Raw genomic sequence first — 22,687 nt, 5'->3', positions numbered from 1 at the left:
ACCTTCAAGTGCGTACTCTCTATTGGGAAGTAAACCCGGCGGACCATGGTTGTGCCCTTCGACAGGCTGAAACCAAACGAAAGGACCATTGTGAGCATCGTCGTAACCGGAGCCACCGGACAACTCGGCCGCCACGTCATCGAGGCACTGCTGGAGCGCAACGTTCCCGCCCAGGACATCGTGGCAGCCGGGCGCTCCGTCGACAAGCTGGCGGACTTCGCGGAGCAGGGCGTGCAGGTCCGGCGCTTGGACTATGCGGACGCGGCATCCGTGGCTGCGGCCTTGCGGGGTGCCCGCCGGGTGCTGCTGGTCTCCGGCAGTGAGGTGGGCCAGCGGGTGGAGCAGCACCGCACTGTTATTGAGGCGGCCAAGGCCGAAGGCGTGGAGCTCCTGGCGTACACCAGCATCGCCAATGCCGATACCACCGGCATGCTGCTGGCCGCCGAGCACAAGAAGACGGAAGCCATCCTCCGCGGGTCCGGTGTCCCCTTCGTCCTGCTGCGCAACGGCTGGTACCTGGAAAACTACACGGAGCAGCTGCCGGGAACCCTCGCGCAGGGTGGGCTCGCCGGTGCCGCGGGCTCGGGCAGGGTCAGCGGTGCCTCCAGGGCTGACTATGCGCACGCGGCCGCGGCCGTCCTGGTTGCCGACGGGCAGGCGGGCAAGGTGTACGAGCTGGGCGGTGACGAAGCTTTCACCATGGCGGACCTGGCCGCGGAGATCACCGCCGCTACCGGCAAGGAGATCAGCTACAACAACCTGCCCGCCGAGGATTACGCGGGCCTGCTGGCGGGCGCCGGCGTTCCGGCTGCCTTCGCGGAAATCCTTGCCGACTCGGACCTGGGCATCGCCCGCGGCGACCTGCTGGTCAGCACGGGCGACCTGCGGAAGCTGATTGGACGGCCGACGACGTCCCTCGCCGAGGCGGTGCGGTCGGCGGCCGCCGCCGTCTGACGAACGCGCTGCACTCCCGGCGCTCCCGCACATCCTGCAGGTTTTGGGGGATCCCTCTGTCACCCGGTGAGAGAGGGATCCGACATACCGTGCATTAAGTGAGCGAGCGCCGGGAGGGGGTCAGGACTTGCTGCCCGTGAGGGCGAGGGTGCCGCCCAGTCCGATCATCAGTGCTCCGCCCGTGGCCTCCACAGCGTCCACCCTGCGCGGAGACCGGGCGAACCACTGCCGGGCCGTGCCGGCGGCAATGGCCCAGAGGCTGTCCGAGACCAGGGCGATCAGCAGGAACACAGCGCCCAGCAGGCCCAGTTGCAGGGGGATGGCGCCGGACGCATAGTCCACGAACTGGGGCAGGACGGCAACGAAGAAAACGACCGACTTGGGGTTGGTGGCACCCACAACGGCTCCCTGCCCCACCAGCCGCCAGGGCGCGGACGGGGCAGGGCTCCGTTTCGGCGCTGCCGGCCTGCGGTGATGCCGGATTGCCTGCACGCCCAGATAGACGAGGTAGGCGGCACCGGCAAACTTCACGATGGTGAAGAGAGCCACGGACTGCGCCACCACGATGCCCACCCCCAGGGCCACGGCAGCCACCTGGAGCAGCTGCCCCGCCGCATTTCCCAGGACGGTGAGGACACCGCCCTTCCAGCCCAGGGCCAGGGAACGGCCGATCACGAAGAGCACGCTCGGCCCCGGGACGGCAATGAGTACCACCGAGGCGAGCGAAAACGCCAGCAGGTTGGAGAGGGGAACCATGCCTGATTTTAGTCCCGGGGCGGGGCGGGCGGCACCGGTCGGGCCATGCCGGACCAGCCTTCCCGGGCAGGCTGGACCACGGGCAAGGGCGACGTTTCGTCCACGAGGTAGGCCCGGCGTCGTCCGTTGCTGCAGTCACTGGCGATGTCTGGAATCCCAGACAACGGTTCTTGCTAGCGGTGGTCTGTTCTTCCCCTAAGGGCGCATCCTTGTGTATGGGATACCGGACAGTTCCGGTTTCCCGGAGGGAGGAGTACCTGTGGCAGTAACGGAAACCCAGCCGGCCCCCGCGCGCGAAGCAAGGGTGGCGTCGAAAGTTCCCGCGGCCGAAAACACGCTGCGCATTTTGAAGCTGCTCGCGTCCCGGCGGGGGCCGATGGCAGCGTCCCAGATCGCGGCGACACTCGGGCTGCCGCGCTCCAGCGTCTACCACCTGCTGGGGGTCATGGAGGCCAACGGCTTTGTGCTCCACCTGCATGAGGAGCAGCGCTACGGGCTGGGGATCAGCGCCTTCGAACTCAGTTCCGCGTACTCCCGCCAGGAGCCGCTGTCCCGGCTGGGCCGCCCGCTGCTGGCGTCGCTGGTGGACGCCATCGGCGAGAGTGCGCACCTGGCCGTGCTGCACGGCCGCGACGTGCTGTACATCGTGGAGGAGCGGGCCAAGAACCGCCCGTCCCTGGTGACCGACGTCGGCGTCCGGCTTCCCAGCCACCTCACCGCCAGCGGGCGCGCCATCCTCGCCGCACTGCCCAAGTCTCAGGTCCGCGCGCTCTACCCGAACGCGGCTGCGTTCACGGCCCGGCATGAGACCGAGACGCCCATCATGAAGTATTCCGCGCTGTCCTCCCACCTGGACCAGGTCCGGCACCGCGGCTATGCCACCGAGCACGGCGAGGTGACGCCAGGGTTCGGGTCCATCGCCGCCGCCGTCACCGACCACCTGGGCTGGCCCACGGCCGCCGTCGCCGTCACCTTCCTCGAGGATAAGCTGGCGGCGGACGAGTGGCCCGCGCTGGCCGCCCGGGTCCAGAAGGTCGCCGACGAACTATCGGTCCGGATTCACGGACGCCCCGGCAAATAACCCTCGTTGCTCCATCACTTACGGCTGCTAAAACCCCGGAATGGGAGCCTTAAGTGATAGAGCAACCTGGCCGGCCGCGGGTGTCTGGAATGCCGGACAGCACCCTCGCAAAACCCCTGTGAACCCCCTTCCCAAAGGGCTTTAGTTGTTACAGAAGTTCTTTCCCATCACAGACACACATGAAAAGGAGCCATCATGGCACCCGCCGATTTCACCACCGGTGCCCGCCCGGTCAAAGCTGCCCGCGGCACCGGGCTCACCGCCAAGTCCTGGCAGACCGAAGCGCCGTTGCGCATGCTGATGAACAACCTGGACCCCGAGGTCGCCGAGCGCCCGGATGACCTGGTGGTCTACGGCGGCACCGGCCGTGCTGTCCGGTCCTGGGCCGCGTTCGACGCCATCACCCGGACCCTGGAAACCATGGAAAAGGACGAGACCCTGCTGGTCCAGTCCGGCAAGCCGGTGGGTGTGTTCCGCACCAACGAATGGGCGCCCCGGGTGCTGCTGGCCAACTCCAACCTGGTGGGGGACTGGGCCACGTGGCCGGAGTTCCGCCGGCTCGAAGCCGAGGGCCTGATGATGTACGGCCAGATGACCGCCGGGTCCTGGATCTACATCGGCACGCAGGGAATCCTGCAGGGCACCTTCGAGACCTTCGCCGCGATCGCCCGCAAGCTCACCGGGGACGAGAACGGCACCCTCGCCGGCACCCTGACCCTCACCGGCGGCTGCGGCGGCATGGGCGGCGCCCAGCCACTGGCTGTCACGCTGAACGAGGGCGCCTGCCTGATTGTCGACGTCGACGAGACCCGCCTGCGCCGCCGCGCCGGCAAGCGCTACCTGGACGAAGTGGAAACCGACCTCGACGCCGCCATCGCCAAGGTGCTCAAGGCCAAGGAAGAGCGCCGCGGCTGGTCTGTGGGTTACGTGGGCAACGCCGCCGAGGTCTTCCCCGAGATCCTCCGCCGCCACAGGGCCGGCGAACTCACCGTGGACATCGTCACTGACCAGACCTCCGCCCACGATCCGCTGAGCTACCTGCCCGAGGGCATTTCCGTGGCCGAATGGCACCGCGAGGCCGAGTCGGATCCGGAAGGATTCACCAAGAAGGCCCAGGCCTCGATGGCCCGGCACGTCCAGGCCATGGTGGAGTTCCAGGACGCCGGCGCCGAAGTCTTCGACTACGGCAACTCGATCCGCGACGAGGCCCGCAAGGGCGGCTACGAGCGCGCTTTCGAGTTCCCCGGCTTCGTCCCGGCATACATCCGGCCGCTGTTCTGCGAGGGCCTGGGCCCGTTCCGCTGGGTGGCGCTGTCCGGTGATCCCGAGGACATCCGGGTCACCGATGAAGCATCAAGGAACTGTTCCCGGAGAACCAGCACCTGCACCGCTGGATCGACGCCGCTCAGGAACGCGTGGAGTTCGAAGGCCTGCCCGCCCGCATCTGCTGGCTTGGCTACGGCGAACGCGCCAAGGCCGGGCTGCTGTTCAACCGGCTCGTCAAGGAAGGCAAGGTCAAGGCTCCCATCGTGATCGGCCGCGACCACCTCGATTCCGGCTCCGTCGCGTCCCCGTACCGCGAGACCGAGGCCATGGCAGACGGCTCCGACGCGATCGCCGACTGGCCCCTGCTGAACGCGCTGCTGAACACCGCCTCCGGTGCCACCTGGGTGTCCCTGCACCACGGCGGCGGCGTGGGAATCGGCCGCTCCATCCACGCCGGCCAGGTCTCCGTCGCAGACGGCACCGACCTCGCCGCCGAAAAGCTGGAACGCCTCCTGACCAACGACCCCGGCATGGGCGTCATCCGGCACGCCGACGCCGGCTATGACCGCGCCCTCGAAGTGGCCAAGGAACGCGGCGTCCGCATCCCGATGAACGAGAACCGGTGATTTGAGCTTGTCGAAATCAAGGTTTCGACAAGCTCAACCAACGCCACAGGCTCAACCACAGAAGTAGGAACTTCAATGACCATCACAACCCATGAACCGCTGACCGTCACCCTCGGCTCCAGCGGCGTCACGCCCGAGGATGTGCTCGCCGTCGCGCGCCACAACGCCAAGGTTGCCGTTGCGCCTGAGGCCCTCGACGCCGTCGCCAAAGTCCGCGCCCACATCGACAGCCTGGCCGCGAGCGACACCCCCGCCTACGGCATCTCCACCGGCTTCGGCGCCCTCGCCAACCGGCACATCCCCAACGAGCTGCGAACCCAGCTCCAAAAGAGCCTGATCCGCAGCCACGCCGCCGGGATGGGGCCGGCGGTGGAACGCGAAGTGGTGCGCGGCATCATGTTCCTGCGGGCCAAGACCCTGGCATCAGGCCGCACCGGCGTCCGTCCCGTGGTCCTCCAGACCATGGTGGACGTGCTCAACGCCGGCATCACCCCGGTGGTCCGCGAGTTCGGGTCGCTCGGCTGCTCCGGCGACCTCGCCCCGCTCTCGCACTGCGCCCTGGTGCTGATGGGCGAGGGTGAAGCGGAAGGGCCCGACGGCGTCCGTTACGGCGGGCAGGGACAGCGGCCTGTCGCCGAACTGCTTGCAGGGCACGGCATCGACCCCGTCGTCCTCGCCGAGAAGGAGGGCCTTGCCCTCGTCAATGGCACGGAGGGCATGCTGGGCATGCTCCTGATGGCCATCGCCGACCTCCGCCAGCTTCTGACGACGGCGGACATCACTGCCGCGCTCAGCGTCGAGGCACTGCTCGGCACCGACCAGGTGTTCCTCCCGGAGCTGCACGCCGCCCTGCGTCCCCATCCGGGACAGGCGGCCAGCGCGGACAACATGCTGCGCGTGCTTTCCAGTTCGCCGATCGTGGCCTCCCACCGGGTGGGCGATTCGCGCGTCCAGGACGCCTACTCGCTCCGCTGCGCGCCGCAGGTCGCCGGTGCCGTCAGGGACACCGTGGACCATGCCGAACTCGTGGCCACCCGTGAGCTGGCGGCCGCCATCGACAACCCCGTGGTGCTGCCCGACGGCCGGGTCAGCTCCAACGGTAACTTCCACGGCGCCCCGGTGGCCTACGTCCTGGACTACCTGGCCATCGCGGTGGCTGACCTGAGCTCCATCGCCGAGCGCCGGACGGACCGGATGCTCGATCCCGCGCGCTCGCACGGCCTGCCGGCCTTCCTGGCGGCAGACCCCGGCGTCGACTCCGGCCTGATGATCGCGCAGTACACCCAGGCGGGGCTGGTCTCGGACAACAAGCGGCTGGCAGTCCCGGCGTCGGTGGACTCCATCCCGAGCTCCGCCATGCAGGAGGACCACGTGTCCATGGGCTGGCATGCGGCCCGCAAGCTGCGGAAGGCCGTGGACAACTTGCGCCGCGTCCTGGCTATTGAGCTGGTCACCTCGGCCCGGGCCCTGGACATCCGCACACAGCTGTCCGGGGGCGTCCTGACGCCCGGGCCGGCCGGTGCCGCCGTGGTGGCTGCCCTCCGCGAGGTGGTGGCGGGGCCCGGAACGGACCGCTTCCTCTCTCCGGAACTGGAAACGGCTGACCGGCTGGTGGCATCGGGTGAGGTGCGCCGGGCGGCCGAATCCGCCGTTGGCTCCCTCGCCTGACAGCGAAGGATCTTCGGCTTCTGCTGCCTCTGTGTCCACCTGATGGAATTTTGGCCGACACGGCCATCAGGGGTGCACAGAGTGTAGTAGAACTGAAGGTGTAGTGAAAGTCACATCAACGAGGCTGTGGCGCAGAACGTATACAAAGGGGTAGAAGTTCACATGAAAGCACGTGGGGCAGTCCTATCGAGGCGCAATGCCCATTCCGCCGTGGTGTCCGACTGGAAGAGCCTTTCCGTCGGTGACCGCGTCGAGATCATCAAGCATGCGCATGTTGTAGCGGCCGGGGAGGTGGAAGAGGTGTCGCAGAGCGGAAACGTCCTGTGGCTTGTGCCGGCGGGCCCGGCGGAAAAACAGCTCTTCCTGAAGTCCGACGGCGTGCAGGTCCGCCGCGGCTAGCAGCCCCTGGAGAAACAGCAAAATCCCCGTACCGCCTTGGGCGGTGCGGGGATTTGTGCTTAAGCGGCTTGTGCCGGAAGGGCCGTGCTTACGCGGCGATGGCCTCATAGGTTTCGCCGAACGGCACTGATTCATCCAGGGCCACGGTGTAGCGGCCCGGGTGGAGCCTGGTCACCAGGATGCCGCAGGAGGCGTCCTTGCTTGCCACCTCGATCAGCTCGGCAACAGCCTCTTCCAGCCGGCGTGCACCTCGAGGGCACTGGAGAATTCCAGGTCGATGGACCGGGCGGGCGCTGCTTCAGCGGGCTCCGTGGTAGCCGGGTGGCGTTCCAAAGTTGCTGTCGTCATGTGCTGAACTTTCTGTGTTTTCGTGCCGGAGGGCTGGTCCAGTTTACCCGCCTCATCCAAAGATGTCAGATGACTGCTGTTTTGGCGGCCTGAAGGCCAGTCACAATCGGTACGTTTGGCGGGAGCCTGGCCGCATCGGCCACTATGAAATCCAGCAAACCGGGACCACGGAATAAAGGAGACCCACCATGAAGCTAATGCGCCTGGGCGAGAGCGGGCACGAGCAGCCGGTGGTCCTGGTGACGGCGGACAATGGCTCCGGCCAGTACTTCAGCCTTCTCCCGCTGACCCGCGATGTGGACGGCGCCTTCCTGGCGTCCGGCGGCGTTGCGAAGGTCCGTGCCGCGCTGGAAGCCGGGACATTGCCGGCCGTTGAAGACGCGCCGAACCTGCGCGTGGGGTCCCCGGTGGCCCGGCCGGGAGCGGTGGTGGGTATCGGCATGAACTACGCGGCCCATGCGGCGGAGTCGGGCGCCACCCCGCCGGAGGTACCGGTCATGTTCCTCAAGCCCAGCAATACTGTCACCGGGCCCTTCGACCGGGCCGCAGTTCCGCCGCTGTCCAGCAAGTTCGACTGGGAAGTGGAGCTGGGCATCGTCATCGGACGGGAAGCCAGCTACCTGGAAAGCACCGCAGAGGCGGCGGCATGCATCGCCGGCTACGTCACGGCGAATGACCTTTCCGAGCGGGCGTACCAGCTTCCCGGCGCGGCGGGGCAATGGACCAAGGGCAAGACATTGCCGGGGTCCACACCCCTGGGCCCGTGGCTTGTGCCGGCAGAGGATATCGACGGCGGGAACCTGCCGCTTCAGAGCTGGGTCAACGGGGAGCCACGCCAGGACTCGGACACGGCGCAGCTGATTTTCGACGCACCCACGCTGGTCCACCACTGCAGCCAGTACATGCGCCTGGAGCCCGGTGACGTGATCCTCACCGGAACCCCGGAGGGGGTGGCGCTGAGCGGCCGCTACCCCTACCTCCAGCCTGGTGACGTGGTGGAGGTAGAGGTGCAGGGGCTGGGCCGCCAGCGCCAGGAGCTGGTCCGCTCCTAGCCTGCCTTCACGGCAAGGACCGGGCAGTCCGCTTCCAGCAGGATCCGCTGGGAGACGCTGCCCATGATCAGCTTGCCCACCGGGGTCCGGCGGCGCAGGCCGATCACGATCAGCTCGGCGTTGTGCTCCTCCGCGGCATCCAGGACCTCGGCTGCGGCATCGTGCCCACGGACCGGCTGCTTGATCTCGTGGTCGATGCCCTGGGTTGCCAGGCGGTCCTCGATGCTCTGGATGTCCGGCTCCTGGGCATAGCGGTTGTCCACCAGCGCGTCCCCACGGGACGAATTGATGACCAACAGTCTGGTGTTGCTCTTCCGGGCCTCGGTGATGGCCTGGGTGAGGGCTGCTTCGCCTTCGGGGGTCGGGACGTATCCCACCACGATGGTCATGGTGTCTCCTTCTTGTCTGAGCGGACAGTGCGGTCCTCGTGGCCTGAACCGGGTGCATGGACAGTGGTTTCGGTGCGGGCTGCAGGCTCCTGGCGGCCGGGGAGTTCTGCCGGCGCTGAACTGCCTGACGGGGCGGAACTGCCTGACGGGGCGGCCGGGGCCGACGGGGCGCCGGCAGCCTGCGGCCGGTTGCGGCGGATCAGCTTCAAGACAAACGGCCACACCAGGATGAGCGCCACGATGATGTAGACGACGATGGCAATCGGCTCGCTGAAGAGCCCGGCCGGGTCGCCGGCACTGAGCTGCAGGGTCTTGCGGAGCTGCCCCTCGATGCGCGGGCCGAGGATGACGCCAAGGATCAGCGGCAGGACCGGAAGGCCAAAGCGGCGCATCATGAAGCCCAGCGCACCCAGGACCAGCAGGACCACCAGGTCGAACGCCTGCAGGTTCACCGAGTAGGCGCCCAGCGTGGCAAAGAACAGGATGCCGGCGTAGAGGTACGGACGGGGCAGCTGCAGCAGCTTGGCCCACAGCGGTGCCAGCGGCAGGTTGATCAGCAGGAGGAGCAGGTTGCCGATGAACAGGCTGGCGATCAGCGCCCACACCAGGGGTCCCTGGCTGGAGAAGAGCTGCGGCCCGGGCTGGATGCCGTAAGTGGTGAAGGCGGCCAGCATGACGGCGGCGGTTGCGTTGGTGGGCAGGCCCAGGGCCAGCAGCGGAGTCAGGGTACCGGCGGCAGCCGCATTGTTCGCCGCCTCAGGTCCGGCCACACCCTCGATGGCGCCCTTGCCGAATTCCTCGGGGTGCTTGGAGAGGCGCTTTTCGGTGACGTAGGACAGGAACGTGGGGATCTCGGCACCACCGGCGGGCAAGGCGCCGAACGGGAAGCCGAAGGCGGTTCCACGAAGCCAAGGCTTCCAGGAGCGCCCCCAGTCCTTCCGGCCCATCCAGGGCCGCCCCACGGGAATGACATGCAGGGGATTGCGGCGCAGGTGGGCGGCCACCCAGAGGGCTTCACCGACGGCGAAGATGGCCACGGCCACCACCACGATGTCCAGGCCGTCCGCCAGCAGCGGCTGGCCGAAGGTCAGGCGGCGCTGGCCGGTCACGGAATCGATGCCCACCAGGCCGATGGCCAGGCCGAGGCCCAGTGAGGCGAAGCCGCGCAGGCGGGACGAGCCCAGGACGGCCGTCACAGCCAGCAGGGCGAGCACCATGATGGCGAAGTAGCTGGGGGCACCCAGGCTGACGGCGAACTCCACCACGATGGGTGCGAAGACGGCGAGGAGCGCGGTGCCGATGGTGCCGGCAACGAACGAGCCGATGGCCGCCGTCGCAAGTGCCTGCGCCGCGCGGCCCGCCTTGGCCATCTTGTTGCCTTCGATGGCCGTCACCACCGACGACGATTCGCCCGGGGTGTTCAAGAGGATCGAGGTTGTGGAGCCGCCGTACATGCCGCCGTAGTAGATGCCGGCAAACATGATGAAGGCGCTGGTGGGTTCCAGGGCGTAAGTGACCGGAAGCAGCAGCGCCACGGTCATGGCCGGGCCCAGGCCCGGAAGGACGCCGACGGCGGTGCCCAGCAGCACGCCGATGACGGCGTACAGGAAGTTCATGGGGGTCAGGGCGGTGGCAAAACCGTCCATCAGTGAGGACCAGACGTCCATCAGAGGATTCCTTCCAGGAGTCCGGCCGGGAGCGCGATGCCGAGGCCGAGGTAGAAGCCGTAGAAGGTCAGCAGCGAGAGGGCCACGGAGAGGAGCCCGTCCCGGATGTAGTGGCGGCTGCCCAGTGCCAGGACGCTGCCCCAGAACAGGACAGTCCCGGAGATGACCCAGCCGGCCCAGTCGATGAGCAGGATGTTGAGGACGAACGCGCCGGCCAAGGGCAGGACGGTTTTCCAGTCGGCGGGGTGGCCAAGTTCAATGTCCTCGCCGCCTTCGGCTTCACCCTTGCCGCCGCGCATGACGTTGACCGCCAGCAGGATGGCGCACACTACCAGCAGCCCGGCCACGATGAACGGGACGGTCTTGGGCCCTACCGGATCCGACTGGGAATAGGGGACGGACAGGCGGCTGGCGTCAAGGAAGACCAGGACGCCGGCCGCGCCGAGCAGGAGGGCGACCCCCAGCTCGGCGCGGCCTTTCAGGCCGGTTGGCAAGGAGCTCACGCCAGGCCCAGTTTCGTCAGGACGTCCGCCACCCGCTTGTCCTGCTCGGTAAGGAAGGTCTCGAACTCATCGCCGGTGATGAACGCATCGGTCCAGCTGTGCGTCTTCAGGGCTTCCTTCCAGCCTTCGCTCTCGTGCATCTTCTCGAGGGCGGCGATCAGGGATGCCTTGTCCTCGTCGCTGATGCCGGGAGGGGCCACGACGCCGCGCCAGTTGGTGAACACCAGGTCGATGTTGGATTCCTTCAGCGTGGGTGCATCCACGCCTTCGAGCCGCTCTTCGCCGCTGGTGGCCAGCACCCGGACTTCGCCGGACTGGATCTGCTGGAGGAACTCGCCGGCGCCGGAGGCAGCGAAGCCCAGCTTGTTGCCGAGGATCGCGGGCAGCAGGTCGCCGCCGCCGTCGTAGGAGACAAAGTTGACCTTGGTGGCGTCAATGCCCACCGCGCCGGCCAGCTGCATGGGAAGCAGGTGGTCCGGGCCGCCGGGGGAGGAGCCGCCGCCCACGGAGATGGAAGCGGGGTCCGCCTTCCAGGCTGCCACGAGGTCGTCGATGGTCTTGTACGGGGAGTCCTTGCTGACCATGATGGCGCCGGGCTCTTCGATCAGGCGGGCCAGCGGGGTGGTCTCCGTCAGCTTCGACTCGGACTTGTTGGTGTAGCTGGCACCAACCACGCCAAGGCCCATGAGCATGGCAAGATCGCCGTTGCCCTTTTCGTTGACCACGCGGGCCAGGCCCACGGTGCCGCCGGCACCGGCGAGGTTGAAGACTTCGGTGTTGCTGGTGATCTTCTCGTCCTCGAGGACCTTCGCGGCTGCACGGGCAGTGGTGTCGTACCCGCCGCCCGGGGTGTTGGGGACCATGATCTGGAGGCCGGTGATGGGGCCGGCGGCGGCGCCGGAGGTTTCCGAACCGTTGGAGCTCTTGCCCGTGGCACCGCAGCCGGTGGCCATCAGGGCGATGCCGGCAGCGACGGCGGCGATTCGCAATGCGCGGATCTGGCGCATGGTGTTCCTCTTCTCTGAAAAACGATCAGCAAGACTGACTGGTGATTCGATGCTAGGTGCCGCCGTGATGCCGGTCACTCTTGTGTACGCAGAGAAAGTTGAGTTCATTAAGTTCACGTGTCAGGCAGGCAGCGCTGCCGGTGGTGTAGCCAGACGCCGGGAGGGCGACGGGGTTTAGGCGGCGGGAGGTGAGAAAGCGTCTGAGGTGGTCGGCCCGGTATAGTTCCCGGTAATTACGGCAGGGACCAGGCCGGCATGGGAATCAAAGGGAAGCAACCACAGTGACTCGACGAAGAGGGATGTCCCTCGCGGGGCAGTACCTCCTTTTGCAGTTGCTGATTGTCCTGGCAGTCCTGGTGGCCGTGGTGGCCATTTCCCTGGCCCAGTCCGCCGCCACATTTGAGCGGGTCGAGGGCCGCCGCGCCCTCTCCGCCGCAGAGGCGCTCGGCAGCAATCCGGCCGTCCGCGAGCTCCTGCCCACCGCCGAACCCAGGGCCGGAGCTGCCCTGCCCGCCGTGGCAGAATCCGTCCGCACTGTTTCCGGCTCCTCGCACGTGGCACTGGCGAAGATGGACCGGACGGTGGTGGCGTCCTCGGACCCCGGCCTGCTCGGACAGCCCCTGGAACTGGGGGCCAGCCGGGTCCTGGAGGGCCGGGCCTGGACCGGCGTGGTGGCCGGCAGCGGCAGCGCCGTCCTTTCCGCCCACGTCCCGGTGCTGGACGACACCGGGAAAATGATCGGGATCGCCTCCATCAGCAGGGACTACCCCACCACGTTGGAGCGGCTGGGTGACGCCATTCCCAACCTGGTCACCTATGTGGGCGTGGCCAGCGTCCTGGGCGTTGCGGGATCCTTCCTGCTGTCCCGGCGCGTCAAGCGGCAGACCCTGGGCATGGAGCCGAGCGAGATCACCGGGCTGGTGGAAAACCGCGAGGCCATGCTGCACGGGCTCAAGGAAGGCGTGGTTGCCCTTGACCCGAACGAACGCATCACCGTGGCCAATGACAGCGCGCGGGAGCTGCTGGGCCTGCCGGAGGACTGCGTCGGAAAGAGGCTGAATTCGCTCCCGGTGGATCCGGCGCTGAAAGTGGTGCTCACCCGGGACCAGCCGGACCCGGACCAGCTGGTGCTGGTGGGGGAGCGCCTGGTGGTGCTGAACCGGGTGCCCATCCGTTCCCGCGGCCGCGAGATTGGATCCGTCACCACGCTGCGTGACCGGACCGAGCTGTCCTCGCTGGAACGGGAGCTCGGCGCCACCCGGACCGCCACCGACACGCTGCGCGCCCAGGCGCACGAGTTCGCCAACCAGCTGCACGTCATCTCCGGGCTGATCCAGATCGGCGACTACGATTCCGTGGTGCAGTTCGTCAACGGCGCCACCGTGGACAGGACCCGGCTCAACGACGAAGTCACCGCCAGGATCCAGGACCCGGCCCTGGCCGCGCTGCTGATTGCCAAGTCCAGCCTGGCCGCGGAACGCAATGTCACGCTCCAGCTGGACCCCGCCTCCGCCCTGGCTCCCGTCAGCGATGAGCTCTCGCGCGACCTCGCCACGGTGGCGGGAAACCTCGTGGACAACGCGTTCGACGCCGTCTCCGGGGTTGGGCAGGCGACAGTCCGGGTGCTGGTGAAGGACGGCGGGGACCAGGTCACCCTGACCGTGCGGGACAATGGGCCCGGCGTTCCGCCGGAAGCAGTGGAGGACATCTTCCGGCAGGGCTTCACCACCAAGGCCTCCGTCCGGGAAGGCGGCCGCGGGTTCGGCCTGGCCCTGTCCCGCGTGGTCTGCCGCCGGTCCGGCGGCGACCTGACGGTGGACAATGACAACGGGGCGGTTTTCACCGCCCGCTTTACGCGAGGTGTACATCATGATTAAGGTCCTGATCGTCGATGACGACTTCATGGTGGCCAAGGTCCACGCCGGTTTCATCCAGCGGACCCCCGGCTTCACGGTGGTGGGAGCGGCGCATACCGGCGCCCAGGCCGTCGTCGAAACCGAACGCCTGCAGCCGGACCTGGTGCTGCTGGACATCCACCTTCCGGACATCAACGGCCTGGACCTCATGCACCGGCTGCGTGAGGTGGCCCCGGAGCTTGACGTGCTGGTGATCAGTGCCGCCCGCGAAGTGGAAACGGTGCGGAAGGCGCTGCGCGGCGGCATCGTGCACTACCTCATTAAGCCCTTCTCCCAGAAGGACCTGCAGGAACGGCTGGAGCACTACCGGAGCGCGTACCAGGCCCTCGACTCGGCCAAGGACATCGCCGAGCAGTCGGACGTCAACCGGGTGTTCGGGCTGGACAGGAGCGAACGGCCGCTGCCCAAGGGCTGCAGCGTGGAGACCCTGAAGCTGGTGGAGGACGCGCTGAAGGAGGCCGACGGCGACCTGTCGGCTGCCGAGGTTGCCGAACAGCTGGGCACGTCCCGGGTCAGCGCCCGCCGCTACCTGGAGTATCTGAACGATGAGGGCCTGCTCGAGGTGCGGCTGAAGTACGGGGTGGGCCGGCCGGAGCGCAGGTACCTGCTGAAGGCCTGAGGGCTCCGGCGGGCTGAAAACCCCTAGCGCTCACCGCCCGTCGTCGGGCCGGGCAGGAACTCGGAAGGCAGTTCAGCCACCGGGACGATCACCATGTCCTGCACCTTCCAGTCCATCGCTATGCAGGCCTCGCGGGCCTGCTCCAGCTGCTCCAGGCTGGGCATGCTGCCGGCGGCGGGCACCACGAACGATTCCACGTGGAACACGTGCCCCTCGTCCCGGATGCGGGACCGGGCCTCCCGCGTCCAGGGCAGTCCGCGGAGGTAGGCGTCCAGCCGTCGGGCCAACGGGTGCGGGGCGTCGTCGTCGTACGTCATGGCCCTTTTGTCCATCAGCGCCGAGACCGCTCCGCGGGTGTTCCGAATGCCGTCATGAAGGATGCTGCCGGAAATGAGGATGGCCGCGGCGTAGTCTGCCCACCACCAGCCCAGCCCGATCCCGGCCACGCCCACCGCGGCGGCCGCGGCCGTCATCCAGTCGGCCTTGTTCATGTCCGCGTCGGCGTACAGCACCTTGTCGTGCAGCTTCTCCGCGAGCTTCATCTTCACGCGGCCCAGCCAGATGGGCGGCCCGGCCGTGAGCACCATGGCCGTGATCATCAGCCAGCCCAGCCAGATGGTCTGGCCGAAGAAATTAAAGCCGCCGATGGTGGGATGCTCGGCGCTGAGCAGGCCGATGGCCGAATCCACGATCAGGTAGGCGCCCATGACGGTGAGGGCCACCGCTGCGACCACGTGGGCGATGCCCACCGCGCGGTGGTAGCCGTAGGGATGGTCCTCGCTGGGCCGCTTGCGGATGACCCTGGCCGCGAGCAGGAAGGACAGCGGCGGCAGGAAGGACAGGAGATCCTCCACCCAGGCGGCCTTCATGGCCTGGGAGTTGCCGAGCACCGCGTAGACCAGCGCGGTGGAGGCTGCCAGGAAGGCGATGGTGATCCACTCATACTTGCGCGCTTTGCGCAGGGCTTCCTGCTGTTCGGGCGGCAGCTCGGTATGGCCGAACCGGACGGTTTGGGTGCTGTTGGTCCGGATCATGCCTGCCCGCTTTCCAACAGGAACCGGTCCAGCTCAAGGAGGAAGGCGTTCTCGCCCAGCGGGACCAGCATGACGTGCCTGTGCAGGGAGCCGCGGCTGTCGCGGGACTCCGTGTATGGCCGGGTCAGTCCGGCATGGGTGGACCACGGTGTCTTGTCGTCCAGGCCGCCGATCACCAGATCCAGCCCGCCGTGCTTGAGCTCATCGGCCAGGACCTGTTCGGTGCCCGTGACCCACTCGATGTCCGCCCCCAGCCGCTCAGCGAACTGCTGGACCAGCTCGGCCTCCTTGCCCTCGACCCTGGCCGCGCCGCCGCTGCCGGACGGAAGCCGGACCCAGTCGCGGTTGGGGCTGGCGCCCACGCGGAGCGTTCCGCCGCGTACCCGGTCCAGCGTCCCTTCCGGGTCTGCCGGATAGCTGGTGCCGCAGCCGGCCAGGGCCAGCAGCGCGGCCAGCAGCAGGAAAAGTACTTTGCAACGCCGCATGCGCAACTCCTTCCAGCTGAAGATCCACCTCCCTAATAGACAGCATGCTTATCACTTTGGCGATTCCGGCGCTGGCGGAGCGTGCAGCGTCAGCGCAGCAGGGTGTCCAGAAGCCGTGCGGCAACCCTTGCCGTCCGCCCGTCCACGTCGAAGGCAGGGTTCAGCTCGGCGATGTCCAGGTGCAGGAGTTTGCCGCTGGCGGCCACCTGCCGGCACACGGCGCTGACGACCGGCAGGGGCACGCCGAACGCGGCGGGGGCGCTGACGCCGGGCGCAACGGCGGCGGGAAGCACGTCCAGGTCGATGGTCAGGTAGAGGACGTCTATGTCGGCCAGGAAGGACGCCACAAACTCCCGGACCCGGTCCGTTTCGCAGTCCTCGTCCAGCAGGTACTGCACGCCGAGGTGCCCGGCGGTGTCGAACAGGGCCCGGGTGTTGTTGGCCTCCGAGACGCCGGCGACGGCGTACCGGAACCGGCGCCCCGCGGCAGCTTCGGCGCGGGCCATCTGGAGGAACGGGGTCCCGGAGCTGGGAACCGGCTCGTCCCGGAGGTCGAAGTGCGCGTCCAGGTTCAGCACACCCAGGCGTGCACCCTGCTGGAGTGCCTGCGATCCGCTCACTCCCAGATAGCTGGCATAAGCGGTCTCGTGGCCGCCGCCGAGTACCGCCGTGAGGTGCCCGGCGTCGAGCAGTTCCGAGACCACGCTCCCGAGCCGCGCCTGGGCGTCTTCGAGCGCCCCCTCGGAAACGGCCACGTCGCCTGCGTCCGTCACGGAACGGTCCAGGTGGAAGGCCAGGGGGCCCAGGGCTTTGCGGATTGCGGCCGGTGCCGCGGCGGCGCCGGTCCGGCCCTTGTTGCGGCGCACTCCTTCATCGCTGGCAAAACCAATCAGCGCGGCAGGCTTGGCGGCGGAACCGGACGTTGCGGCGCCGGTGGAAGGCACCACCGCCTGCCACCAGCGGCGGTGCTCCGGCGCATCGCCGTCGAACCTTCCCGTCCAGGGCGCGGGCGGGACATCGACGGAAGGGGTCATGGAGGCCATGCCTCCAGCTCACCGCATGCCGGCCGCGAAAACCAGCAGCGCCGCCGCGGAGGTGTCTGGAATGCAAGAACCCCGTGTAGTTTTCGTCCACATACGGCGACTTCGCCCGGCTGGAGGTCTCTTTATGTGGACAAAACGCCCGGCTGCACCGGGAGCCGGCAGAGGCTATGGTGGAGCAATCCCTCCCGGGACCGCACCACGCTGCTTGCGCCGGACCGGCGCAACGAACAGGCCGGAGAACAGCACGTGTTTGAAGCCCCCAATATCCTGTTTGCCGCGGCAGGACTGGCGGTGTTTATCGCCGCGGTGTTGCCCAAACTGCTGCGGAACATGCCGTTTTCGATGCCCATGGTCTTCCTTGGGGCGGGGATGGCAGCCTTTGCCTGATTCCCACCCTGCCCAACCCGGACCCCCTCGCCCACGGCGACTTTGCCCTGCACCTTTCCGAGATCTGCGTGATCGTCTCGCTGATGGGTGCCGGCCTGGCGCTGGACCGGCCGGTTAGCCGGAGCGGCTGGTCCACCACCTGGCGGCTGCTGGGAGTCGCCATGCCGCTGTGCATCGTGCTCCTGACAGTGCTCGGAATGGGATTCCTGGGACTGGGCCTGGGTGCCGCCCTGCTGGTGGCCTCGAGCCTTGCACCCACGGATCCTGTCCTTGCCTCGGAGGTCCAGGTGGGTGAACCCGCGGATAACGACGACGATGCCAACCAGGAGGACGAGGTCCGGTTCGGCCTCACCTCCGAAGCCGGACTCAACGACGGCCTGGCCTTCCCCTTCGTGTACCTGGCCATCGCCATCAGCATCGCCGGCCCGGACCCGGCCGGCTGGTTCCCGGAGTGGTTCGGGGTGGACGTGCTGTGGCGGCTTGCCATCGGCCTGCTCCTGGGTTTCCTCACCGGAAAGCTGCTGGCACGGCTCTTCTTTTCGGCGCGGAAGGAAAGCCTGCGGCTCTCCAACCACTCAGAAGGGTTTGTCGCCTTGGCCGCGACCTTCCTGGCCTACGGGCTGACCGAGATGGTGGAGGGCTACGGGTTCATCGCTGTGTTCGTCTGCGCCGTCACCATCAGGGCCGCAGAGCACACGCACGGCTACCACCGCGTGCTGCACTCCTACGTGGAACAGCTGGAACGGCTCCTGACGGTGGTCATCCTGGTCCTGCTCGGTGGTGCCATCGCCCGGGGCCTGCTGGCCGGAATGGGGCTGGCAGAGGTGCTGGTGGCGCTGGTGTTCCTGCTGCTGGTCCGCCCGCTGGCAGGTTGGCTGGGACTGCTGGGCGGGAAGACCGGTCCGCGGGAAAGGATTGCCCTGTCCTTCTTCGGCATCCGCGGGATCGGCTCCCTCTATTACCTCTCCTACGCGCTGGGCAAGGGCGAGTTCCCGGACCAGGCGGAGTGGCTCTGGGGCTTCGTGGGGCTGGTTGTCGCCATGTCCATTGTCATCCACGGCGCCACCACCTCGCCGCTCATGAACCGGCTGGACCGGCTGCGGGAAAAGAAAGCCCGGGCGGTGTCCGGGGACGAGGGCCTGGCCCCGAACACGCCCGTGTAGGGCTACATTCCCAGGGCCGCCTCAATGGGGCCGACGGCGAAGAACAGCAGGAACGCGCCGGCCACGGCCCACATCAGCGGGTGGATGTCCTTGACCCGGCCCTGGACGGTGCGGATGAGCACGTAGGCGATGAAGCCGGCACCCAGGCCGTTGGCGATGGAGTAGGTGAAGGGCATCAGGGTGAAGGTCAGGAAAGCGGGGATGGCGATGCCCCAGTCCTGCCAGTCGATCTTGCCCACCTGGGACACCATCATGAAGCCCACCACCACCAGCGCCGGTGCCACGGCCTCGAACGGGACCAGGTTGATGAGCGGGGTGAAGAACATGGCAACGAGGAACAGCAGGCCCGTGACGATCGAGGCGATACCGGTCCGGGCGCCCTCGCCGATGCCGGCGCCCGCCTCGACGTAGATCTGGTTGGAGGACACGGACGCGCCGCCGCCAACAATGGCACCCAGCGCGTCCACCTGGAGCACGCGGTCCACGTTCGGAATGTTGCCGTGCTCGTCCACCGTGCCTGCTTCATTGGCCAGTCCCACCATGGTGCCCATCGCATCGAAGAAGATGCTGAGCAGGATGACGAACGCCAGTAGCGTGGCCGCCACGAATCCGAGGCGGTCGAATGCGCCGAATGGGTTTGCCTTGCCGATCAGGGAAAGGTCCGGTGCGGCCCACTCCGAAAACGTGGGGGCCACCAGCGACCAGCCCTGCGGGTTGTACTCCTTGCCCGGGACCACGCTGGGGCCGATGCGCAGCGTCAGTTCCAGGATGACGGAGATGACCGTGGAAGTGATGATGCCGATCAGGATGGCGCCTTTGACCTTGCGGACCACCAGCGCGATGGTGAGGACCAGGCCGAAGACGAACACCGCCGTCGGCCAGCCCAGGAGCTTGCCGTCAAAGCCGAGGCCCACCGGGACCGTGGTGCCGGCCACGTCCGGGATGCGCCGGACAAAGCCTGCATTCACGAGCCCGATCAGGGCGATGAACAGCCCGATCCCCACCACGATCGCGGTCTTGAGTCCGTCCGGCACGGCCTTGAAGACGGCGGTCCGGAATCCCGTGAGGACCAGGATCAGCATGGTCACGCCGGACAGGACCACCAGTCCCATCATGTCCGGCCACGTCAGCCCGGGGTTGGTGGCCACGGTGACGGCAACGAAGGCGTTGACGCCCAGGCCGGTGGCAAGCGCGAAGGGATGCTTTGCCCAGGCGCCCATCAGGATGGTCAGGATGCCAGCAACGAACGCCGTCACCGCTGCAACCGCGGTGAACCCGAGCGTGGTGCCGGTGGAATCGGGGCCTGAGAGGATCAGCGGGTTCAGCACCACGATGTAGCTCATGGCGAAGAAGGTGGCGAAGCCGCCGCGGATTTCGCGGGAGAGGTTGGAGCCGCGCTCGGTGATCTTGAAATACCGGTCCAGGGCAGAGCCTTGCTTAAGCATTAGTCCTCCGGGGGAGTATGTGGGGATACCTGCATCCTATGGCGGCGGCGGCGGAAGCCCCGGCAAATTCGCCTAGTCTGTAAGGAAGCCAACACAAGGAGCAGTACCGCATGCGCCCCATCCGCCGCCGTCCGCTGAACTTCCTGCTCGGATTCCTCGTCCTTGCTGCCGCAATGCTGGGCCTGGCCGGTCCGGCCGCCGCCCACGACGCCGCCGAATCCAGCAGCCCGGCGCAGGGCGCGTCTGTCCCCGTCCCGCCGGAACAGGTGTCGGTGACGTTCAGCAACAAGCCCCTGGGAATTGGCGCGTCCGTCTCCGTGAAGGACGCTTCGGGCACGGAGTGGGCCGACGGGCAGGTCCAGATCGTTGACAACGTGGCATCCCAAAAGCTCCGGCCGGGAGCACCCGCAGGCGCGTACACCGTGTCGTGGCGCGTGGTCAGTTCGGATTCACACCCCATCGAGGGCACCTTCGGCTTCACCGCCGCCGCCGCTGCCGCAGCGGGAACGGCTCCGGCCACGGGCCCGACGGCGGCCGCCAACGTTCCGGGAATGGGCACCGCGGAGCCGGGAGCCACGGCTGAGCCGTCCGGGCCCGCGGACTCCGGCGAGCCCTTCCAGTGGAGCATCGTGATCTTCGCTGCGGTGGCGGTGGGCCTGCTGGTAGCGCTGGCTGTCATCGCAAAGCGCCGGCTGTCCGCCGGCGAAGAGCCGGACGCGGGATAGCCCGTCCCCAACGGGAGGCTTCGGGCGGCAGCGCCGGCGCACACGCTAGCAGGGCAGCATCGCGAGGCTGCCGGTTGACGGCGGGGCCAGGGGAGCCGGGTGGACTTTGGCCGAAATGGCCAGCCCCACGGTCTTGGCCTGGCGCAGGACTTCCTTTGGGGAGGGCGTAATCAGCTCACCGACGCCCACCAGGTAGATGCCGATGGCCCGCATGGCCGCAGCCAGGTTCCGCCCTACGGCGATGCCGAACTCGTTGATCATCCGCCGGAGCTGGCTCTGTGCGCAGCGGGTCAGGACAATGTGGTCTGCCAGGAGGACACCCGTGGCCGTGTGGACTTCCCACTGCGGGGCGGGTGCGGCATCCACCTTGGTCAGCTGTACCGCGCGGGTGGTGTTCCGCACGTCCACCTGGTGGCTGGCGGCGTAGTTGCGCAGGTGCCGCAGGATCTCGTTCCGCTCGCGCAAGGTGGCGGGGTCCGCGGCGTCGCAGCGCTGCAGCGACGCCGTTGCGGGCTGGGCGGCGCCCAGGACGTCGAGGCCGTCCACCACGATGGAGTCCACCCCGCGCCGGCGCAGCTCGGCCGCTACGGCAAGGCCGGAAAGCCCCGTGCCAATGATCACGGTGGTGGTCTGTTCGGTCCCGGCACTCCCAGGCATGCTTGACACTACAGTTTCCCTCCTTCGAAGTTTCGGCTGGTGCCGGCATCCTCGCCGGCGCGCGTTCCGTGCCCCCCAAAGTCCGGCCGCAGCACATTGGAGGGCAGCCCTGGCAGGCAGTGCCTGCGGGCTTCCCGGACCAACAATGTCCTGAAGACTACAGAACATTTCCGGCCAGGGATAGCCCAAAACGCAAACATTCTTCTGCGGGTGAACGCGCTTTCCGGAGGGGTGTGGAAAGGCTGTGGATAACATGTGGATTTCCGCGCTGATCAGGCTTGCTAAGGCATCCCGGACGGAGAATAGTGAGAAGCGGAGGCGGGTTGTTCCGCCGGCGCCCGCGACGGCCCGCCGGGTGCGGAAAACGCTCCCCGCTTCTGGCAGAATAGCCGCAACATCAGCGGCAGTAGCGCAAGGAGGCGGCCCCATGGGCGCACACGAGTTGCATCCGGACCCGGCCCGGGACGGCGGCGGCACTTCCGCCGCGCCTGAGGGGATCGTGGTTGGCGTGGACGGCTCGGACCATGGCCAGTGCGCCCTGGTGTGGGCGGCCCGTGAAGCCCAGCGCCGCCGTCGTCCCCTGCACATCGTGACCGCATACTCCGTGCCCATCTTCGCTGCCTCCGGCCTTGACGGCGGCTACGCCACAGTGGACGACTCCGTCATCCGTGAGGGCGCCGAGGCCGTGGTCCGGCAGGCCCTGCAGAAGGTCTCCCAGTACGACATCGAGGTGACCTCGTCCGTGGAGAACGGTGACGCCTCGGGAGTGCTGCTGGACATGTCCGAAACCGCCGAACTCCTGGTATTCGGCACCCGCGGCCGCGGCGGCTTCGTGGGCCGGCTCCTGGGCTCGGTCAGCAGCGCCCTGCCCGCCCACGCCAAATGCCCCACGGTGACCGTGCCGCTCATCTGCTCCGACCGGCTCGGCGAAACCACCGAGGACCGGCGCATCAAGGCAGAACAGGCGAAGGCCGGGCACCAGCGCGTAGAAAATGTGGTGGTGGTGGGCGTGGACGGATCGGAACAGGCCCGGGTAGCCGTGCTGGAAGCAGCAGACCAGGCTGAACGGCTGGGCGCCACGCTGCGTGTGGTGTGCGCCGTCCCCCAATACAGCGGCTCGCTGGCCTGGGTTCCGGCACCGATGGACCGCAAGGCCCTTTTCGCCGACATCCAGGTGACCCTGGACGCCGGCATGGCCTGGCTGCGGAGCCATTACCCGGCCCTTCCCGCCGAATCGCAGTTGCGGGACGGATCACCCGTGGACGTGCTGGTGGAGGAAAGCCGCCACGTGGAGCTGGTGGTGGTGGGAACCCGCGGCCGGGGCGGCTTCACTGGAATGCTGCTGGGTTCCACGTCCGACGGCGTGCTGCACCACGCCAAGGGTCCCGTCATGGTGGTCCCGGACCGGGAAGACCCCCGGCTGGCGGACCGGGCCAGGTTCGGGCCCATCCTCGGTGACGCTGCCTGATCCCGTAGCCCCGCCACGAGGGACGCCAG

At 67.9% G+C, this 22,687-nt stretch carries 20 protein-coding genes and 2 pseudogenes; 11 read left to right on the top strand and 11 right to left on the bottom strand.

All coding sequences use genetic code 11. The annotated features are described in order from the left end of the window. The first annotated feature begins 90 nt into the window (after window positions 1–90). The gene (locus tag G205_RS06420; protein ID WP_035752238.1) at window positions 91–954 is read left to right on the top strand and encodes an SDR family oxidoreductase; all 864 of its coding nucleotides are present in this window, start codon (window positions 91–93) and stop codon (window positions 952–954) included. A 120-nt stretch (window positions 955–1,074) separates the two neighbouring features. Here G205_RS06420 and G205_RS06415 read toward each other — a convergent pair whose 3' ends face one another. After that, window positions 1,075–1,710 (bottom strand): LysE family translocator, encoded by a 636-nt coding sequence (locus G205_RS06415; protein ID WP_009357259.1) that lies wholly within the window; start codon window positions 1,708–1,710, stop codon window positions 1,075–1,077. 259 nt (window positions 1,711–1,969) lie between these two features. Between G205_RS06415 and G205_RS06410 the strand changes: the two genes are divergently transcribed. The 4 genes and pseudogenes from G205_RS06410 (at window position 1,970) to G205_RS06395 (ending at window position 6,750) form a co-directional block, all read left to right on the top strand. After that, complete coding sequence (locus tag G205_RS06410; RefSeq protein WP_009357258.1) at window positions 1,970–2,791, top strand: IclR family transcriptional regulator; 822 nt, start codon at window positions 1,970–1,972, stop codon at window positions 2,789–2,791. Window positions 2,792–2,986: 195 nt separating this feature from the next. Beyond that, window positions 2,987–4,683, top strand: a pseudogene (locus tag G205_RS06405) (urocanate hydratase). Between the two features lie 75 nt (window positions 4,684–4,758). Further along, window positions 4,759–6,351 (top strand): histidine ammonia-lyase, encoded by a 1,593-nt coding sequence (gene hutH / locus G205_RS06400; RefSeq protein WP_009357257.1) that lies wholly within the window; start codon window positions 4,759–4,761, stop codon window positions 6,349–6,351. A gap of 162 nt (window positions 6,352–6,513) precedes the next feature. Then, a complete protein-coding gene (locus G205_RS06395; RefSeq protein WP_035752228.1) occupies window positions 6,514–6,750 on the top strand; it encodes a hypothetical protein in 237 nt (78 codons plus the stop codon). 213 nt (window positions 6,751–6,963) lie between these two features. Here the strand turns inward: G205_RS06395 and G205_RS23975 are convergent, their stop codons facing one another. Then, window positions 6,964–7,098 carry a hypothetical protein gene (locus tag G205_RS23975; RefSeq protein ID WP_009357254.1) on the bottom strand — a complete coding sequence of 45 codons (135 nt, stop codon included), beginning with the start codon at window positions 7,096–7,098 and terminating at the stop codon, window positions 6,964–6,966. Window positions 7,099–7,286: 188 nt separating this feature from the next. Between G205_RS23975 and G205_RS06385 the strand changes: the two genes are divergently transcribed. Then, complete coding sequence (locus G205_RS06385; protein WP_035752225.1) at window positions 7,287–8,150, top strand: fumarylacetoacetate hydrolase family protein; 864 nt, start codon at window positions 7,287–7,289, stop codon at window positions 8,148–8,150. On the opposite strand, the gene G205_RS06380 is transcribed toward G205_RS06385, so the two are convergent. From G205_RS06380 to G205_RS06365, 4 genes are read right to left on the bottom strand one after another with little or no spacing between them, the layout of a single operon-like run. Further along, window positions 8,147–8,539: a universal stress protein gene (locus tag G205_RS06380; protein ID WP_009357252.1), complete on the bottom strand. Its 393-nt coding sequence runs from the start codon at window positions 8,537–8,539 to the stop codon at window positions 8,147–8,149. The genes G205_RS06385 and G205_RS06380 overlap by 4 nt on opposite strands. Further along, a complete protein-coding gene (locus G205_RS06375; protein ID WP_009357251.1) occupies window positions 8,536–10,206 on the bottom strand; it encodes a tripartite tricarboxylate transporter permease in 1,671 nt (556 codons plus the stop codon). The genes G205_RS06380 and G205_RS06375 overlap by 4 nt, the downstream gene beginning before the upstream one ends. Next, window positions 10,206–10,709 (bottom strand): tripartite tricarboxylate transporter TctB family protein, encoded by a 504-nt coding sequence (locus G205_RS06370; RefSeq protein ID WP_009357250.1) that lies wholly within the window; start codon window positions 10,707–10,709, stop codon window positions 10,206–10,208. Before G205_RS06370 ends, G205_RS06375 begins: the two co-directional genes overlap by 1 nt. Further along, on the bottom strand, window positions 10,706–11,716 hold the full coding sequence (locus tag G205_RS06365) for a Bug family tripartite tricarboxylate transporter substrate binding protein (RefSeq protein ID WP_009357249.1): 1,011 nt from the start codon (window positions 11,714–11,716) through the stop codon (window positions 10,706–10,708). Before G205_RS06365 ends, G205_RS06370 begins: the two co-directional genes overlap by 4 nt. Before the next feature lie 299 nt (window positions 11,717–12,015). Between G205_RS06365 and G205_RS06360 the strand changes: the two genes are divergently transcribed. Beyond that, complete coding sequence (locus G205_RS06360; RefSeq protein WP_009357248.1) at window positions 12,016–13,593, top strand: sensor histidine kinase; 1,578 nt, start codon at window positions 12,016–12,018, stop codon at window positions 13,591–13,593. Further along, a complete protein-coding gene (locus tag G205_RS06355) occupies window positions 13,586–14,251 on the top strand; it encodes a response regulator (protein ID WP_009357247.1) in 666 nt (221 codons plus the stop codon). The genes G205_RS06360 and G205_RS06355 overlap by 8 nt, the downstream gene beginning before the upstream one ends. Window positions 14,252–14,274: 23 nt before the next feature. Here the strand turns inward: G205_RS06355 and G205_RS06350 are convergent, their stop codons facing one another. The 3 genes from G205_RS06350 to hutG all read right to left on the bottom strand — a co-directional run bounded on the left by G205_RS06350 (window position 14,275) and on the right by hutG (window position 16,813). Beyond that, window positions 14,275–15,285, bottom strand: coding sequence for a cation diffusion facilitator family transporter (locus tag G205_RS06350; RefSeq protein WP_009357246.1), 1,011 nt, complete (start codon window positions 15,283–15,285; stop codon window positions 14,275–14,277). Next, a complete protein-coding gene (locus G205_RS06345; RefSeq protein WP_009357245.1) occupies window positions 15,282–15,770 on the bottom strand; it encodes a transporter substrate-binding domain-containing protein in 489 nt (162 codons plus the stop codon). The genes G205_RS06350 and G205_RS06345 overlap by 4 nt, the downstream gene beginning before the upstream one ends. An 89-nt stretch (window positions 15,771–15,859) precedes the next feature. Further along, a complete protein-coding gene (gene hutG / locus G205_RS06340) occupies window positions 15,860–16,813 on the bottom strand; it encodes a formimidoylglutamase (RefSeq protein WP_009357244.1) in 954 nt (317 codons plus the stop codon). A 246-nt stretch (window positions 16,814–17,059) separates the two neighbouring features. Here hutG and G205_RS06335 point away from each other — a divergent pair. After that, a pseudogene (locus G205_RS06335) lies at window positions 17,060–18,363 on the top strand (cation:proton antiporter). Between the two features lie 2 nt (window positions 18,364–18,365). Here the strand turns inward: G205_RS06335 and G205_RS06330 are convergent. Beyond that, entirely contained in the window at window positions 18,366–19,808 is a 1,443-nt protein-coding gene (locus G205_RS06330; protein ID WP_009357243.1) for an NCS2 family permease, read from the bottom strand. Between the two features lie 110 nt (window positions 19,809–19,918). Between G205_RS06330 and G205_RS06325 the strand changes: the two genes are divergently transcribed. Continuing rightward, window positions 19,919–20,533, top strand: a complete 615-nt coding sequence (locus G205_RS06325; RefSeq protein ID WP_009357242.1) for a copper resistance CopC family protein — start codon at window positions 19,919–19,921, stop codon at window positions 20,531–20,533. A gap of 45 nt (window positions 20,534–20,578) precedes the next feature. Here G205_RS06325 and G205_RS06320 read toward each other — a convergent pair whose 3' ends face one another. Then, complete coding sequence (locus G205_RS06320) at window positions 20,579–21,190, bottom strand: NAD(P)-binding protein (RefSeq protein WP_009357241.1); 612 nt, start codon at window positions 21,188–21,190, stop codon at window positions 20,579–20,581. Between the two features lie 427 nt (window positions 21,191–21,617). Here G205_RS06320 and G205_RS06315 point away from each other — a divergent pair, with 427 nt between their 5' ends. After that, entirely contained in the window at window positions 21,618–22,658 is a 1,041-nt protein-coding gene (locus G205_RS06315; RefSeq protein WP_009357240.1) for a universal stress protein, read from the top strand. Window positions 22,659–22,687 lie beyond the last annotated feature (29 nt).

It is taken from the genome of Arthrobacter nitrophenolicus (assembly GCF_000332815.1).
Classification (GTDB): domain Bacteria; phylum Actinomycetota; class Actinomycetes; order Actinomycetales; family Micrococcaceae; genus Arthrobacter; species Arthrobacter nitrophenolicus.
The sequence above is the reverse complement of the archived record's forward strand: the minus strand, read 5'-3'. Positions and strand labels throughout refer to the sequence as shown.

What these genes read in the sequence shown, in the direction of transcription:
- G205_RS06415 (WP_009357259.1), bottom strand. Translation starts at nt 1,710, where the DNA reads ATGGTTCCCCTCTCCAACCTGCTGGCGTTTTCGCTCGCCTCGGTGGTA.
- hutH (WP_009357257.1), top strand. Translation starts at nt 4,759, where the DNA reads ATGACCATCACAACCCATGAACCGCTGACCGTCACCCTCGGCTCCAGC.
- G205_RS06395 (WP_035752228.1), top strand. Translation starts at nt 6,514, where the DNA reads ATGAAAGCACGTGGGGCAGTCCTATCGAGGCGCAATGCCCATTCCGCC.
- G205_RS23975 (WP_009357254.1), bottom strand. Translation starts at nt 7,098, where the DNA reads ATGACGACAGCAACTTTGGAACGCCACCCGGCTACCACGGAGCCCGCT.
- G205_RS06385 (WP_035752225.1), top strand. Translation starts at nt 7,287, where the DNA reads ATGAAGCTAATGCGCCTGGGCGAGAGCGGGCACGAGCAGCCGGTGGTC.
- G205_RS06380 (WP_009357252.1), bottom strand. Translation starts at nt 8,539, where the DNA reads ATGACCATCGTGGTGGGATACGTCCCGACCCCCGAAGGCGAAGCAGCC.
- G205_RS06375 (WP_009357251.1), bottom strand. Translation starts at nt 10,206, where the DNA reads ATGGACGTCTGGTCCTCACTGATGGACGGTTTTGCCACCGCCCTGACC.
- G205_RS06365 (WP_009357249.1), bottom strand. Translation starts at nt 11,716, where the DNA reads ATGCGCCAGATCCGCGCATTGCGAATCGCCGCCGTCGCTGCCGGCATC.
- G205_RS06360 (WP_009357248.1), top strand. Translation starts at nt 12,016, where the DNA reads ATGTCCCTCGCGGGGCAGTACCTCCTTTTGCAGTTGCTGATTGTCCTG.
- G205_RS06355 (WP_009357247.1), top strand. Translation starts at nt 13,586, where the DNA reads ATGATTAAGGTCCTGATCGTCGATGACGACTTCATGGTGGCCAAGGTC.
- G205_RS06350 (WP_009357246.1), bottom strand. Translation starts at nt 15,285, where the DNA reads ATGATCCGGACCAACAGCACCCAAACCGTCCGGTTCGGCCATACCGAG.
- G205_RS06345 (WP_009357245.1), bottom strand. Translation starts at nt 15,770, where the DNA reads ATGCGGCGTTGCAAAGTACTTTTCCTGCTGCTGGCCGCGCTGCTGGCC.
- hutG (WP_009357244.1), bottom strand. Translation starts at nt 16,813, where the DNA reads ATGGCCTCCATGACCCCTTCCGTCGATGTCCCGCCCGCGCCCTGGACG.
- G205_RS06330 (WP_009357243.1), bottom strand. Translation starts at nt 19,808, where the DNA reads ATGCTTAAGCAAGGCTCTGCCCTGGACCGGTATTTCAAGATCACCGAG.
- G205_RS06325 (WP_009357242.1), top strand. Translation starts at nt 19,919, where the DNA reads ATGCGCCCCATCCGCCGCCGTCCGCTGAACTTCCTGCTCGGATTCCTC.
- G205_RS06320 (WP_009357241.1), bottom strand. Translation starts at nt 21,190, where the DNA reads ATGCCTGGGAGTGCCGGGACCGAACAGACCACCACCGTGATCATTGGC.
- G205_RS06315 (WP_009357240.1), top strand. Translation starts at nt 21,618, where the DNA reads ATGGGCGCACACGAGTTGCATCCGGACCCGGCCCGGGACGGCGGCGGC.